At 59.8% G+C, this 14,914-nt stretch carries 11 protein-coding genes; 7 read left to right on the top strand and 4 right to left on the bottom strand.

All coding sequences use genetic code 11. The features are described 5' to 3' along the window. A partial coding sequence (locus JWR14_RS34050) for a diguanylate cyclase (protein WP_299718266.1) occupies window positions 1–2,472 on the bottom strand: 2,472 nt, incomplete at its 3' end. Then, window positions 2,469–3,710: an extracellular solute-binding protein gene (locus tag JWR14_RS34045; protein WP_299718270.1), complete on the bottom strand. Its 1,242-nt coding sequence runs from the start codon at window positions 3,708–3,710 to the stop codon at window positions 2,469–2,471. The genes JWR14_RS34050 and JWR14_RS34045, both read right to left, overlap by 4 nt. A gap of 354 nt (window positions 3,711–4,064) precedes the next feature. Between JWR14_RS34045 and JWR14_RS34040 the strand changes: the two genes are divergently transcribed. The 5 genes from JWR14_RS34040 to JWR14_RS34020 all read left to right on the top strand — a co-directional run bounded on the left by JWR14_RS34040 (window position 4,065) and on the right by JWR14_RS34020 (window position 11,417). Further along, window positions 4,065–4,325, top strand: a complete 261-nt coding sequence (locus JWR14_RS34040; RefSeq protein WP_299718264.1) for a hypothetical protein — start codon at window positions 4,065–4,067, stop codon at window positions 4,323–4,325. Window positions 4,326–4,711: 386 nt separating this feature from the next. Then, on the top strand, window positions 4,712–5,275 hold the full coding sequence (locus JWR14_RS34035; protein WP_299718262.1) for a DUF2760 domain-containing protein: 564 nt from the start codon (window positions 4,712–4,714) through the stop codon (window positions 5,273–5,275). A 5-nt stretch (window positions 5,276–5,280) separates the two neighbouring features. Next, on the top strand, window positions 5,281–7,128 hold the full coding sequence (locus JWR14_RS34030) for an Hsp70 family protein (protein WP_299718260.1): 1,848 nt from the start codon (window positions 5,281–5,283) through the stop codon (window positions 7,126–7,128). Window positions 7,129–7,133: 5 nt separating this feature from the next. Beyond that, complete coding sequence (locus tag JWR14_RS34025; protein ID WP_299718258.1) at window positions 7,134–9,932, top strand: Hsp70 family protein; 2,799 nt, start codon at window positions 7,134–7,136, stop codon at window positions 9,930–9,932. Window positions 9,933–10,364: 432 nt separating this feature from the next. Then, window positions 10,365–11,417, top strand: coding sequence for a porin (locus JWR14_RS34020; protein WP_299718268.1), 1,053 nt, complete (start codon window positions 10,365–10,367; stop codon window positions 11,415–11,417). Between the two features lie 107 nt (window positions 11,418–11,524). On the opposite strand, the gene JWR14_RS34015 is transcribed toward JWR14_RS34020, so the two are convergent. Beyond that, the gene (locus tag JWR14_RS34015; RefSeq protein ID WP_299718256.1) at window positions 11,525–12,433 is read right to left on the bottom strand and encodes an alpha/beta hydrolase; all 909 of its coding nucleotides are present in this window, start codon (window positions 12,431–12,433) and stop codon (window positions 11,525–11,527) included. A gap of 87 nt (window positions 12,434–12,520) precedes the next feature. Here JWR14_RS34015 and JWR14_RS34010 point away from each other — a divergent pair, with 87 nt between their 5' ends. Then, window positions 12,521–12,907: a MerR family transcriptional regulator gene (locus tag JWR14_RS34010; RefSeq protein ID WP_299718254.1), complete on the top strand. Its 387-nt coding sequence runs from the start codon at window positions 12,521–12,523 to the stop codon at window positions 12,905–12,907. 30 nt (window positions 12,908–12,937) lie between these two features. Here JWR14_RS34010 and JWR14_RS34005 read toward each other — a convergent pair whose 3' ends face one another. After that, window positions 12,938–13,888 (bottom strand): LysR family transcriptional regulator, encoded by a 951-nt coding sequence (locus tag JWR14_RS34005; protein WP_299718252.1) that lies wholly within the window; start codon window positions 13,886–13,888, stop codon window positions 12,938–12,940. A gap of 313 nt (window positions 13,889–14,201) precedes the next feature. On the opposite strand from JWR14_RS34005, the gene JWR14_RS34000 reads away from it, so the two are divergent. Then, the coding region (locus JWR14_RS34000; protein WP_299718250.1) for a transporter substrate-binding domain-containing protein at window positions 14,202–14,914 on the top strand (713 nt) is incomplete at its 3' end.

Raw genomic sequence — 14,914 nt, 5'->3', positions numbered from 1 at the left:
GCTCTTCCGATCTCTGTCTTGACGAATCTGCACCGGTGACACGTTGACGCTGATCTGGAAAGACGGATGGAATTGGTTGCGCCATTTCCGGGCCTGCTGCACGGCCTGCTTGAACATCCAGTCTCCGATCGGAACAATGAGACCCGTGTCTTCGGCTAGTGGAATGAAATCCAGCGGGCTGATCGTGCCGCGTTCGGGATGCAGCCAGCGAATCAGCGCCTCGGCTTTGTAGATTTCCCCGTTCGTCAGGTCAACGATGGGCTGGTAGTAGATCTGGAATTGCTCGCCCGGCAGCGCGGCGCGTAAATCACTCGTGAGACGCCGGCGTTTTTCTGCCGCCAATTGCAAGTCAGGCGTGAAGTAGCTGAACCGATTGCGCCCAGCATTTTTGGCCGCATACATGGCCTGGTCAGCATTCTTGAAAAGGACATCAAGTTCGTTGGTGTCGTCGGGGTAAAGCGTGACGCCGACGCTGGCGGAGATGAAAGCCTCGTCCGGGCCGAGCTTGAAGGGTTCGGCCAGGTTGTCGATGATCGTCTTGGCAATCCGGTCAATACTTTCGGTGTCGTCGAGGTCAGGCAGGATGACGGTGAACTCGTCGCCGCCCAGACGCGCAACCGTGTCCGATTCGCGCACGCTCATCGTGACGCGCCTGGCGGCCTCGATCAGCAGGATGTCGCCCGTGTCGTGTCCCAGGGAGTCATTAACCTCCTTGAAGCGATCCAGGTCGATCAGCATCAGGGCCATACGCTTTCCGGAGCGACGCGCCAGTCGGGCTTCATGGTCGAGACGGTCATGAAACATCTGACGATTCGGAAGATTGGTCAGCGCATCGAAATTGGCCTGTTTCCAGATCGTCGCCTCGAATGCCATCCGGTCCGATAAATCACGACCAACGGCCAGCACCGAGCTGACCTTGCCCGACCGGTCAATCTCCGGCGTCAGGCGGATATGAGTGCACTGTCCCTGTCCATCCCGACTAACCCATTTCAGTTCGAACTGCGAACTTTCACCGCTTGAAATGACGTCCAGAATCTTCATCTCGTAGATCAGCGCGTTAGGGCCACCGGGGATTTCCGAAGGCCGCTTGCCGATTGATTCGCCAAAGCTGCATCCCGCCGAGGTACAGAACGCGGGATTGGCGTAAATCCGGTGGAGGTCCCGGTCGTAACGGGTAATCGTGTCCGGAGAATTCTCGATCAACGTGCGCGACTCGTGCTCCCTGGTAACGAGTTCCGCCGTGCGCTCAATGACGGTCTGCTCAAGGGAGGCGTTGATCTCGTTGATCTTCTGGATCTTCTGCTTGATCGCCTCGCGCATTCTTTCAAAACGCTGCGCCAGTCTGCCTAGCTCATCTTCACTGTCGGCATCGGTGAGCACTTGTGTACCGGTTTCCTGGGCTCCCGCATCGTTGCCGGTATCGTGCATCTTTCGCACGAGTTCCTTGAGCGGCGCCGAAATGCTGTGGGAAATGAAGTAGGCGAGGAAGATCGAAAGCAGGAAGCCCGAGATGCCGACCAGGATGATCTGGTTGCGCACTGTCTGCGCCTGTGCCGTCAACTTCGCTTCGGGAATTGTGCTGACCACGAACCATGTTGTGCCGGGAATCCTCGAGTACGCGGCAAAGTAGTGCGCGCGGCGCTCGCCCTCGAAGGCGACAAAACCGCTCGCCTTGCCGTAGGGCTCATTGTGCGAAATTTTATCGATCAGGTTAGGTTCGACCGTCTCGCTGGTATTGGTAGAGGCGTCGTCGGCACGCACGATCATCTTGTTGCTGCTGGCATCGAGCACGTAGATTTCCGTTCCGCTCCCCAAGGCGACATCATTAAAAATTGTCGAGAAATATTCGGGGCGAATCACCAGGACCAGGTTGCCGATCTGCCGATTGTTGCTCTTGCTGATGATGGCTCGCACCATCCCCAGGTTTTGTTGCCCAACGCCGTTGTCGTAACTGCCCCAGTAAGGGCGTCCATTGTGATCGGGAGCCTGCTTGACCAAACGTGTCACACCCTGCGTCAATTGCGCGAACGCCTGGGTATCCATGATCCGGTTGTGCTTGTCGAGCAGATATTTCTGGTTGATGAAATCAATCGATCCGTAGTGCTCCAGGAGCAACCGGGTCATATCCCGGCGGGCCTCGCTCTGCTCCGTTGCGTTGCCATTCGCCACCCTTGTCAGCGCGCCTTGAACCCGGTCAGAGAGCACAAGAAAGCTGCTTTCCGTCTCGATCTGCTCCATTCTCAGCAAGACATTCTTGGATAGCTGCTTAACCACTTCTTTCGAAAATATCTCGGCTTTTTCCCTGATCGCTGCGGTCGACTCCACATACGATAAGTATCCTGAGAGAAGTATGGGTACCAGTGAAAGCAAAATGAATGCAGTGATCAGCCGGTAACGAATTTCCACCCGGCGCAGCAGATCCAGGGAGAGGTATTCGAAAGCGCGTCGCAGTGCACCCATGATTGAGCTCATTTGTAGTGCATCTTTGCTTCATTCTTGACAGATTCATCCAGGAGTTTTGCCGCTTGCCTGGGCGTGATCTTCTTGAACAACACGTCCTGCATCAACGAGTGCAGCCGCTCGATCGAACTGGAGGGCAGAACCGAATAGTACGGGCTGGCGGTCACGGGAAAGCGACTGACCCTGTTCGTGTAGTCGGCAATCTTCGGATTGCTCACCGTTGTTCCGTCGGCCTGCTTGAATGGCGGAATGTTCTGACGTTTTCTTTGGAGAATGGGGAATCCCTTCCCGGCGATGAACTCGAGGAAGCGTGTTGCCGCTACTTTGTTCTGCGTTTCACACACGGCAAACCCGGTTTCGCTGCCAATCACAGGTACCACCCGTTTGCCTGGCGCATTCCAGGGCGGAATAAACACGCCAACTTCGAAGGGGTTGCCATTCAGAAAAAGGCCGGCTGCCCAACTACCGTGGAAAGCCATTGCCACTTTGCCGTCCTTGAACAAACGTATGCCTTCATCGTAGTCGGTTGACATGAACCCCTCTTGGACATAGCCACGGTCAGCAATCAGCAGGATCTTGGCAAAAATATCGGCTACCTGAGGTGTGTTCAAATCGAGCGTGCCGTCCGAGATCTTATTCTTCCAATCCGGCTCGCGTGCGACCACATTGTTGGCAAAGCCGAAACTGAAGGGGCCGTTGCCGAGCATGTTCGGGAAGCCACCGTTCCACATGATGGGTGTAAAGCCCGCCCGTTTCAACTGGTCGCAAACAATCAGGAACTCGTGGAAATTGGTCGGCAGTTGCTTGATCCCCGCCTTCGCGAACATGTCCTGATTGTAGTAAATCAGGGTGGTGGCAACGCCCCCGGAGATACCAAATCTTTTGGATTGGCGACTCGTCCAGTCTCCCTTGAGAGCGTCGAGCATGTTGTTCCATGCCGATGTCCCGCCGACGTCCGCCAGGATGCCTTGATCGGCCAGTTCAGCGGCATAGGCGTTGGGGTTGACACTGACCAGATCCGGCAAGTTGCCGGAGGCGATCCGGGGCTTGATATTTTCTTCGACGGAATTGCCGATCATGAACTGCACGTTCACGCGTATGTCCGGATTGACCTTGCTGAATTCGGCGGCAATCTGAAGCATTTCCTCCGGCCAGTCTGGAGCCCATATCAACGCGGTGATGGTGGTCCGGGCCGGCACGGCCGTGTTCGACGAGGTGTGGTCTTGCTGGTGACAACCGGACAACGACATGAGAATGACGCTGAGCAGGACAGATAGCAGGGAGGCAAGCTCAATTCGTCGCACTGGGATTTACTTTTTGGTTGCGGGATGGAACGACCCGGCTTCAGTCGGCACTTTAGGCGTACCTGAAAGCTAACCGTTGGAACCTGCATCGCGAAAGAGTCGAAGGCATAACCACGGAGGCAACTCTGAAGCGGCAAATTGCAAAGACAAGGCGAATTGAACGGGGGCAGTGCTTAGTCTGAATATCGGCAACCGGCGTAAATACTTTAACGAGCGCGACCCAGCAAAAAGCCTGGCAAGGCAGGGGAGTTTTGCCCCGGGGCCGGGAGGTCATCAGGGTTTACAGTTACACTATTTGCCATGAACGAGTGCCGTTACTGCAGAAAAATGCGTGACGAATGGGATTGCCACGGGCAGGAGTGCCGCACGGCCATCGCCCGGGCCCTGCGAAGGCAGCGCCTTGGCCTGCCGATGGTGCCGAATCTCATCCGCAACGAAATCCCCGCTGGCGCGACTACGGGAGAGGTCATTACCGTCCTGTGGCGCCAGCGCGTGCGTGCTCGCCGTGCCAACGAAGAGCGCCGGAATCGCAAGGCAGCAGACGATTTCGACAGTGATTAGGCGGGAGAGCGGACGCCTGTTGCCGATTCGCCTTCTGCGCCAAAACCGGCTGCTCGGCTGTCGTATGCAGGCGCTCAGCCGCGACTCCATGCGGATACGGCGGAATGCCCGCTCCACCAGCCTTTGCCGGCCGTGAGGCCAGCATGTCTGCGCTCTCAGGCATGCCACACGCCCATACCTACGCGGTATCGCAATCGCGACAACAGACTGCCGACGTTTGCATTCTGAACGGCCCTCGGCCACATCAAGGCAAAATACGGGTTTCAGCCCACAACCGGGCTCACGAATTTAATGCCGGCGCTCGCCCTTCAAGCCTTTCAACAAGCCTTGTCCCGCGGACGGCAGGATAGCTCGTTGTTCACGCGAGCCCACAGGAGCAATTTTGTATGACCGAATCGAACATGTCGTTTCTCAGCAGACTTTCTTTGGCCGTCGGAACCTTTTTCGCTGTCCTGGGTGACGGCGAACTCGCCGCCCAAGTGCGTCGGCTGCGCGACGGGGCGGTAGCGGCACCCGTCACGGCGCCCCAACCCGCAGCAGCACCCGCACCCGCACCCACGATCAAGGAAGCAAGCCCGGAGTCGGCGCTTCAGCTTCTGGGGCTTCTCCAGCGTGGTGCGCGCTTCGTTGACTTCGTCGAAGAGGACATAGCAGGTTATTCCGATGCCGACATCGGCGCCGCCGCGAGGCTCGTGCACGACGGTTGCCGCACGACGTTGCGCGAGCATTTCACGATTCGCCCGGTACGCGACGAGGCCGAAGGCAGCCGCGTGACGCTCGCAGACGGTTTCGACGCAACCGCGATCCGGCTGACAGGTAACGTGGTTGGCAAGCCGCCATTCAGTGGCAATATCAGCCACCGCGGCTGGCGAGTGGAGGAGGTCAGGCTCCCGATGTTGACAAAGACGCATGACGCGACCGTGATCGCACAGGCTGAGGTGGAACTGTGAGCGAGATGAGCGAGCCGCGCTATTCGATCGGCATCGACCTGGGCACCACCCACTGCGCCCTCTCGTACGTCGACCTTTCCGCCAGTGACGGCGAGAAAACCATTCAAGGCGTGCTGCCAATCACGCAGCTCACCGCACCGGGGGCTATCGAAGCGCCCGAGCTGTTGCCTTCGTTTCTCTACCTGCCCCACCCGAGCGAATTGACGCCGGGTGACCTGGCCTTGCCGTGGACCGCAGAGCGCGACTTTGCAGTCGGTGAAATGGCGCGCAGCCGAGGCGCGGGGACGCCAATTCGTCTGGTGTCGAGCGCCAAGAGCTGGCTTTGTCATCCGGGTGTGGACCGTCGCGCGGCAATCCTGCCAAGCGATGCGCCGCCGGAAGTGACGCGCGTCTCGCCGCTTGAAAGCTCGATTCGCTATCTCACGCATTTGCGTGAAGCGTGGGACTACGGGCATCCCGATGCACCGTTCAGCGAGCAGGAAGTCACGGTCACCATTCCTGCTTCTTTCGATCCGGCTGCACGAGAATTGACGGCTGAGGCAGCGCAAGCGGCCGGCTACACCCGCATGACGCTGCTGGAGGAACCGCAAGCCGCGCTCTATAGCTGGATCCAGAAAAGCGCAGGCGCCTGGCGCAAGCAAGTGAAGGTCGGCGACATCATCCTGGTCGTCGACGTGGGCGGCGGCACGACCGACCTGTCGTTGATCGCAGTGGTTGAGCGTGAAGGCAATCTCGAGTTGCATCGTGTAGCAGTGGGCGAACACATCCTGCTGGGTGGCGACAACATGGACTTGGCGCTGGCCCACGTGGTCGCACGCAAGCTGGCTGCCCAGGGAACGCAGGCTGATCCGTGGCAGTTGCGCGCGCTCACCTATGCGTGCCGGTCGGCCAAGGAAACCCTGTTGACCGACCGCAGTACAGATACCGTGCCGCTGGTCGTGCCGAGCCGCGGATCGAAACTGATTGGCGGCTCGATCCGCACCGAACTAACCCGCGCCGAACTCACGCAGACGATTCTCGAAGGCTTCTTCCCGCAAGTCGATGCATCGGCACGGCCGATGAGCCGGGCACGGGGAGGCCTGACCCAACTCGGCCTGCCGTATGCGCAGGATGCGGGCATCACACGGCACCTTGCCGCCTTCCTCGGCCGACAGGTCGCCGCGCTCGCCGAGCTCGAAGGATTGCAGCAAAAGCCGGCAGAGAATGCGAGTTTCCTGCATCCCACCGCGGTCCTGTTCAACGGCGGCGTGTTCAAGTCGATGCTGCTCGTCGAGCGCATTCTCGATGCTCTTAACGGCTGGCTCGCCGCCGAAGGTGCGGAGCCCGCGCGTCTGCTGGGCGGCGCCGATCTCGACCTCGCGGTCGCACGCGGCGCGGCGTACTACGGCTACGTGAAACGCGGCAAAGGCGTGCGCATTCGTGGAGGCACAGCGCGCGCTTACTACATCGCGGTCGAGTCGGCCATGCCCGCGGTGCCCGGCATGGAGCCGCCTGTCCAGGCGTTGTGCCTCGCGCCCTTCGGAATGGAAGAAGGCACGGACGCGGCCTTGCCGGCTCAGGAATTTGGCCTCGTGGTCGGCGAGCCTGTGCACTTCCGTTTCTTTGGTTCATCAGTACGTCGGCAAGATCAGGTCGGCACCATGCTGGACTACTGGTTGCCCGACGAGTTGCAGGAACTTGAGGAGATCCAGGCCACGCTGCCGCCCGAAGGACGCACACCCGGCGAAGTCGTGCCGGTGAAGCTGCATGCGCGGATTACTGAAGCCGGCACATTGGAACTCGAAGCCGTGCCGCGCGGCACGAACGAGCGCTGGAAAGTCGAATTCGATGTGCGCGGCAGCGCGAACGCCTGAGTGTGATGAAGCAATACATCGTCGGCATCGATCTCGGCACGAGTAATACGGTCGTAGCGTACGTCGAGACGGGTACTGACGAGATCAGCATCTTTGATATCGACCAGCTCGTGGGCCTTGGCGAGGTCGGCACGCGAGATCTGTTGCCGTCCGTGCGCTATCACCCGGCGCCGGGCGAGCTCGCGGCCGGCGATCTGCAATTGCCATGGATACCTAACGATCGCGAAACGCAACCGGCTGTGATTGGGCAGCTCGCCCGCACGCTGGGCGCGCAGGTGCCCGGACGGCTCGTGACCAGCGCGAAAAGCTGGCTCTCTCATGCGTCGGTCGACCGTCTCGCGCCAATTTTGCCGTGGGGCGCGGACGATGAAGTCAGCAAGGTTTCGCCGGTCACCGCGAGCGCCAGCTATCTGGCTCACGTGCGTGCCGCGTGGAACCGTCGTTTTCCGCACGCGTTGCTCGAAGATCAGGACGTGGTGCTCACTGTGCCCGCATCCTTCGATGACGGCGCGCGCGCACTCACGCTCGAGGCCGCGCGCATCGCGAAACTGCCCGCATTGCGCTTGCTCGAAGAGCCTCAGGCCGCCTTTTACGACTGGCTGTTTCATCATCGCGCGACGCTTGCCGCCGAGCTCGCCCAGACGCGCCTTGTGCTGGTCTGCGATGTGGGCGGCGGCACGACGGACCTCACACTCATCAAGGTGCATTTTGAGGACGGCGAGCCGCAACTGACCCGCATCGGCGTTGGCAACCATTTGATGCTTGGCGGCGACAACATGGACCTCGCGCTGGCGCATCTGGTCGAGACGCGTTTGGCTAAGGAGCAAACGCGTCTGTCGGCGGCAAGCTTGTCGCAGCTTGTGGAAGGGTGCCGCACCGCGAAGGAGCAACTGTTTGGCCCACAGCCGCCCGACTCTGTCGCGATCACGCTGCTTGGCGCGGGAGCCCGGCTTGTCGGCGGCGCACGTACGACGGAGTTGAGCCGGGAGGAAGTCGAGCAGATCATCGTGGAAGGGTTCTTTCCGATGGGCGGGCCTGACGAATTGCCTCGCCGGTCGCGGGCCGCGCTCGTCGAGTTCGGCTTGCCCTACGCGGCCGATGCGGCAATCACGCGGCATATCGCAGGGTTTTTGCAAAGACTCGACGCGCAGTCGCGTGAGGCGTTGGGTGTATCCGATGCTGCGCAAACATCGATGCCGGATACTTTGCTGCTCAACGGCGGCGTGTTCCGGGCCAACGCGCTTTCCGGGCGTCTGGCGAATGCGCTCGGTACGTGGCGCCAGCAGCCTCTGCATGTGCTGCAAAACGACCATCCCGATGTCGCTGTTGCGCGTGGTGCAGTCGCTTACGGACTAGCCCGCGCGGGACACGCGCCGCGCATCGGTGGCGGCTCGCCACGCAGCTACTTCCTCGTGCTTGAGAACGATGCGCAGAACGACGCGCAGGACGCCGCCCAGGACAAAGCTCAGGCATCGCGGGGCGTGTGCTTGCTGCCACGTGGAACCGAAGAAGGTCACGAGGTCCATCTCGAGGATCGCGTGTTTGCTCTGCGACTCGGGCATCCGGTGCGTTTCCACCTGGTCTCGACCGTCGCCGATACAACCTGGAAGCCAGGCGAGCTTGTCGACCTCACGACGGGCGACTTCATCCGCTTGCCGCCGGTCGCTACGGTGGTGCAGCAGCAAGATGCAAGCGGGCCTCGCGAGCGGCCGGTGAGGCTCACGACGTCGCTGACAGAACTTGGCAGGCTGGAGATGCACTGCATCGCCACCGACGATGCGTCGCAACGATGGCTGCTCGAGTTCCAGTTGCGACGTGACGATGCTGAACACAACGCCTCCGCGGCTAGTCGAAATCCATCGCTCGACAAGGCCATTGAACTGATCGACCGCACGTTCGGTGCGCGCTCGGCGAATGTTGATCCCAAGGAAGTGAAGCGCTTGCGTGCGGGACTTGAACAGTTGCTAGGGCCGCGTCAAAGTTGGGATAGCGCGCTGCTTCGCGAACTGTTCGGGGCGCTTTGGGAACGCGCTGGCCGTCGGCGTCGCTCTGCGGATCACGAACGCCTATGGCTAAATCTGACGGGCTATTGTGTGCGGCCTGGATTCGGTTATCCGCTTGACGAATGGCGCATTGAACAGCTTTGGTCGCTCTTCGATGACGGCATTCAGTATGTCAACGAGGGCCAGGTGTGGTCGGAATGGTGGACGTTATGGCGCCGCGCGGCAGGCGGCTTGCACGAGGATGCACAGCTTCAGGTGCTCGATGCAATGGCCTGGCTTCAGGCTGCTGCGAGCACGAAGCGGCACAAGTTGCCCTTCGATCCCACGAAGGTGGGCCACGCGGACATGCTGCGCCTTTGCGCGTCGCTTGAACGCATCACGGCCGATCGCAAGGTTGAAATCGCGGAACAGCTTCTGGTCCGGCTTCAACGGCCTTCGGAAAATCACCAGGGCTGGTGGGCGGTTGGACGCATCGGCGCACGTCGGCCATTCTATGGCAGTGCGCATGGTGTCGTGGCGGCCGACGTGGCGACCCGGTGGCTGGACGTAATCCTTGCGCTGGACTGGAAAAAGGTTGAGCCTGCCGCGTTCGCAGCCGCGCAAATCGCTCGCATGACGGGCGATCGTTCAAGGGATCTGGCGGAGCCGGTCCGCGAAACTGTCGTGCGGCGACTCGAAGCTGCGAATGCACCGCCGGCGTGGGTCGATATGGTTCGTAAAGTCGTGACACTGGATAACGCGGACACGGGTCGCGTGTTCGGAGAATCGTTGCCTGCCGGATTAAAACTGATCGTCGGCTGATGCGTCTTTCGAGCAGGCTATGCAAGTCCGTTTGCAATAAGGCGCATTTTAACGGCGACCCAAAACCCAGTTTCTGAACCCAATGCCCGCTGATGCTGCGAAGCGGCAGATTCAGGCAGATTCATATTGGGGTTTTCACGCCCGCAGAACGAAACGGCATCCAAGAACGTTTCAATACTCAAGAATCAACCCGGATTTTATGGACTATCCCGCGACACGAAAGTCAATCCAATGTTGCGAACGGGAGACACGGCAATAGAAAACCAATCCCGATTTAATTTGAAGGAAATATTATCCCGCTTGCGATCAAAAATCGCACATGAACTACCAGCGTCACATACGCGAGTAGTTGCCCAACAAATCAATAGGGGGAGACACTCTGTGAAGAAAACTACCAGCGTAATTGGCGTAATCGGCGGCGCATTTATCGCCATGGCTGCCCAGTCCGCTTTCGCGCAAAGCTCGGTCACGCTGTACGGCATCGTGGACACAAGCATCCGTTATCTCACCAACGCCAATGCGACCAATGATAGCCAGGTATCGATGGGTGTCGGCCCGATCACCGGCAGCCGCTGGGGCCTGAAGGGAGCCGAAGATCTGGGCGGTGGCCTGTCTGCAGTATTCCGGCTTGAAGATGGTTTCAATCTCTGGAACGGCCAGCTTGCCAGCGCGAACACGCTCTTCAATCGGATGGCTTACGTTGGGCTGTCGAGCAACCAGTACGGCACCGTCACCTTGGGTCGCCAGAACACGCCGCTGTTCGATCAGTTAGGGAACGTCTACGACCCGTTGACCGTGGGTAACTTCGATCAGGACGGCTGGTTGCCGGGCGCACTCGGCTACGGGCTTCGCCAGAACAATTCCGTGAAATACAACGGCCAATTCGGCGGCCTGAATGTGGAGGCCATGTACGGCTTCGGCAACGTCGCCGGCAGCACCGGCGCGAGCAACATGTACGGCGTGACTGCGTCGTACACCTTTGCCGGCTTGGCTCTCGATGCGGGCTTCCAGCAGAACAGCGACCTGCACAACAACAAGTTCAATGTTGTTAACGTGAGCGCGGTTTATTCATTCAGCACGGTCAAGACCTTCGCGGGCTGGCTGCATTCGCAAGACAATACCGGCATGGTCGACATCTTCATGTCGGCTGCGAACTCACCGGCCTCCAACTTCGCGCCTGTGACGAACACCAACCGCATCGACGATGGCTTCTACACGGGCGCCACGTGGCAGGTCACCCCGCCGTTGCTGCTGACCGCGGCGGCCTACTACGACCACTCCCGCAATGCACTGAACGCGGACGGAACTACGCTTAGCCGCGGCGTCCGCTACTCAGGCGTGCTGCTTGCCGAATACTCGCTGTCCAAGCGGACGGAAGTGTATGGCACGGTCGACTTCATCCGTGGCACGGGCGCGGCGCAAGCAGACTTTCCGGGACGCAACAACCAGACCGGCGTTGCAATCGGTCTTCGCAACATATTCTGATGCGGGCTGCCCGGGCTGTCGTCGGACTGCCGGGCATGACGCTTCCGAACCAGCGGCGCGCACTTAACGGTGCGCGCCGTTTTTTTCGGTTGTCCACTCAGGTCCACTCAACGCGGCGAAGTGGTATCGACGAAAGCTGACAGGTCGCGATCGAAGCGGTCCGGCTCTTCAATGAACGGCGCGTGGCCCGAATTTGCGTACAGCTTGCTCTGTATCCGCGGATCCAGTTCTGTCGCACGGGCAATGGCGGGCTTGGCCTTCACGAGCGCATCGCGTGCGCCATAGATCAACAATACGGGTACCTGTACGCGGCTCAAACCCTCGGAGGCGGAGACGGTCATCGACTGAACCGCGCTCTGCATGTCCCACGAGGCCATGGCGGCATTGGCGAGCAGACGCTCGAACGTGAGCTTGTCTGGCTGCGTGTGGAAGCACAGGCTAAGGAAAGCGCGCTCGGCATCGAGGTGCGTTTTCAAGTCCGGCGAGGTCATGTCCCGATACACCTCCGGATGAGCCACTATTTGATCCGGCTTCAATTCGATCACGCCATCAACATACACCGCGCCGGCAATGCGGTTATCTCCATACGCTGCCAGATAGTTCGATATGACGACGCCGCCCAGCGACCACCCGACAAGAACAGGTTTCTGCGCATGCGACGACTCGATGACCGCCGCGAGATCGTCCGCCCAATGACGCCCATTGCGATACGCATCGGCGTCAGTTGGCTTCGCCGAGAGGCCGTGACCACGCATGTCGTAGGTAATGATGCGGTAGCGCTGAAGCTCGGGGCTTTTCAACTGTGCGTCCCAATTCAGGTGGCTGCCGAGCAGCCCGTGAATGAAAACGATGGCGGGTCCATCCGAGTTTCCCGATTCCTGGACAGCCAGCGCGACGCCGTCCGGCGCGGTGACGGTATAGCTTTTTGTATCGGCGAATGCGGCGGGTGACGCGGCGAACAAGCCGCCCATGGTGATGACGACGAAGAGCGCGTAACGAAGAATGCGGCGGGGCATGAACAGTACTCCAGGGTCGATGAGAAACCCGAGTCTCAACCCTGACACTGATGTGAGGGTCAAGCAAAAAGGTGTTATTCTTTTTTCATGACCCGAGCCATGAAGCAAGATTTTCTGACCATTGGGGAGCTCGCCCGCGAGACCGGTGCAAGTGTGCGCTCGATCCGTCATTACGATGAACACGGCCTGCTCACGTCCATTCGCGCCAGCAATGGCTACCGGGCGTTTCCGAGTGCGGCCGTCACGCAAGTCAGGCAGATCCAGCGCATGATAGCGACGGGTTTCAGCCTCACCGATATCCGCGCTTTTCCTGACTGCATGCGCATGATTGAAGGCGCGAGTTCGTGCTCCGAAACCACCGATGCGCAGCGCAAACGGCTGGCCTCCATCGAGCGCCAAATAGCCGACCTCGAACGCCGTCGCGCGCGCCTGCTCAAGACGCTGGTCGAGGGAATCGTTCCGCCTTTGGACTAGTCTGCCGGCGGACAGTCGACTTGCATGCCATTAAATCAACAGTTCGACCGACTGCAGCACGTGGCGTGTTTCCGGCAAACTCGATTCGCATCCTTCGCGAATTGTTTCGATCATGCATTCTATAAAGCACTCGGCCGCGGCACTCGTGGGATGACCCGTGCGCGAGATGACGCTGACCATTGCGTCGTCCAGTTGCTCGCGCAACGGAATGGCGCACAGTCCTTCCTTGGCCGCACTAACTTCAACCAGCGGCCACGGAAATACGCTGACCATGTCGGTTTTTTTGAGCAATGCAATGGCTATCGAAAGAGAATGCGTCAGATGAATCTTTCGCGGAACGGGCACGTTGTATCGAGTGAATACGTTTTCGACAAGGGCATTTTCGTTCAACGGGTCCCACGTCAAGATCCAGTCGAGATCGCTGAGATCCGCGAGCGAGTGGCAGTTCGCTCGCGGATGTCCTTCACGGGCGACGAGCGCGCAAGTCGATGAAAACAAGGGTCGATACTGAAATTCAACACCAAATGCCCCAGGCTCCGGCCGGCCGATAAAGAAGTCGAGGCTGCCGTCGCGCAGACGCGGATTAGCGACTGACAACAATCCTTCGAAGAATTCCAGGCGGATATCGGGCATGCGCTCGCAAAAGCGCGTGACCGTGTCCGCCAGGAACGTCATGGCGATCCAAGGGGTGACAGCAACCGTGAGCTTGCCCTGCGTGGCGCCCCGCAGGGCGTTCATGGCGTCCTGGGCGCGTGTCATCTGTCCATAAATCGATCGGGCGTGAACCAAGAGCGCCTGGCCGCTCTCCGTGAGGGTGACGCCGGAAGATGTGCGCACCACCAGCGACATCTGCACGCTTTCCTCAAGCTGTCGCAGGCTCTTGGTAATAGCCGCCGGAGAGGCCTTCAAAACGCGCGCCGCGCCGCGCACGCCGCCTGCTTCGGCAATGGCGATAAGCGTGCGGAGTTGCTGAAGTTTCATAAGCTCTCAATGAAAAAGAAGTTCGCGCGGGGCGTTCACCTTTGGTTGCCACGTTCACGATTCTAGCTCTCCCGCCCCGTTTTCTGTCGCGCTACGGTAGCGTCACCCGATCAAGGTTCAACGCTAATCACGGAGCCACGCGAATGACTGCTTCCATCGACATGCTCGCCAGCCGCGAGGAAAGGGTCCGGTGCGTCATTGCATCCGTGTGCGCTGTAGAAGGTCGCTGCGCGCAACGTTGCATCGCTAGACATGGCCTGTGCTGACTGGCTCACCAACCGCTCAAACTGATTCAACACCGACGGGGAACTCCATGAAACACGTAACGCTTTCAGCCCTTTGCGCACTGGCGATGTTGCCCCTTGCTGTTCTTGCACAGGATAAAGGGGCCATTCGCTTCGGCGTCGATCCGAGCTATCCACCGTTCGAGTCGAAGGCGCCGGATGGATCGTTCACGGGTTTCGACATCGACCTGGGCAACGCGATCTGCGCGCAGCTGCACCAGAAGTGCGTGTGGGTCGAGCAGAACTTCGACGGGATGATCCCCGCGCTCAAGGCGCGCAAGTTCGATGCCATACTCTCTGCGATGTCCGCTACACCGGCACGGCGTCAGCAGATTGATTTCAGTCAGCGTCTTTACAACAGCAGTTCGGCATTGATAGCGCGCACGGGCTCGAACCTTCAGCCGACCGCACAGGCGTTGCAGGGCAAACGCGTGGGCGTTGTGCAGGGCTCGACGCAAGAGAGCTATGCGAAAGCGGAGTGGGCGCCGAAGAACGTGACGGTGGTGTCGTATCAAACGCAGGACCAGATTTACCAAGACCTCGTGACGAACCGTCTTGATGCAGCATTTCAGGCCGCCGTACAAGCAGATTTCGGCTTTCTGAAGACGCCGCAAAGCAAGGGTTTCGCGCTGGTGGGCAAACCGGTGGGGGACAGCCGCGTGGCGGGTGATGTCGCCATTGGCATACGAAAGGGCGACACGCCAATGGAGACGCAGATCAACCAGGCCATTGCCGCGATACG

Source organism: Caballeronia sp. (genome assembly GCF_028292365.1).
Lineage (GTDB): Bacteria > Pseudomonadota > Gammaproteobacteria > Burkholderiales > Burkholderiaceae > Caballeronia.
Note: the sequence above shows the minus strand (reverse complement) of the source record. Positions and strands in the feature narration are given on the sequence as shown.

Excerpts from the sequence above, each read along its gene's own strand:
- JWR14_RS34045 (WP_299718270.1), bottom strand. The coding sequence starts at position 3,710 with ATGTCGTTGTCCGGTTGTCACCAGCAAGACCACACCTCGTCGAACACG.
- JWR14_RS34040 (WP_299718264.1), top strand. The coding sequence starts at position 4,065 with ATGAACGAGTGCCGTTACTGCAGAAAAATGCGTGACGAATGGGATTGC.
- JWR14_RS34035 (WP_299718262.1), top strand. The coding sequence starts at position 4,712 with ATGACCGAATCGAACATGTCGTTTCTCAGCAGACTTTCTTTGGCCGTC.
- JWR14_RS34030 (WP_299718260.1), top strand. The coding sequence starts at position 5,281 with ATGAGCGAGCCGCGCTATTCGATCGGCATCGACCTGGGCACCACCCAC.
- JWR14_RS34025 (WP_299718258.1), top strand. The coding sequence starts at position 7,134 with ATGAAGCAATACATCGTCGGCATCGATCTCGGCACGAGTAATACGGTC.
- JWR14_RS34020 (WP_299718268.1), top strand. The coding sequence starts at position 10,365 with ATGGCTGCCCAGTCCGCTTTCGCGCAAAGCTCGGTCACGCTGTACGGC.
- JWR14_RS34015 (WP_299718256.1), bottom strand. The coding sequence starts at position 12,433 with ATGCCCCGCCGCATTCTTCGTTACGCGCTCTTCGTCGTCATCACCATG.
- JWR14_RS34010 (WP_299718254.1), top strand. The coding sequence starts at position 12,521 with ATGACCCGAGCCATGAAGCAAGATTTTCTGACCATTGGGGAGCTCGCC.
- JWR14_RS34005 (WP_299718252.1), bottom strand. The coding sequence starts at position 13,888 with ATGAAACTTCAGCAACTCCGCACGCTTATCGCCATTGCCGAAGCAGGC.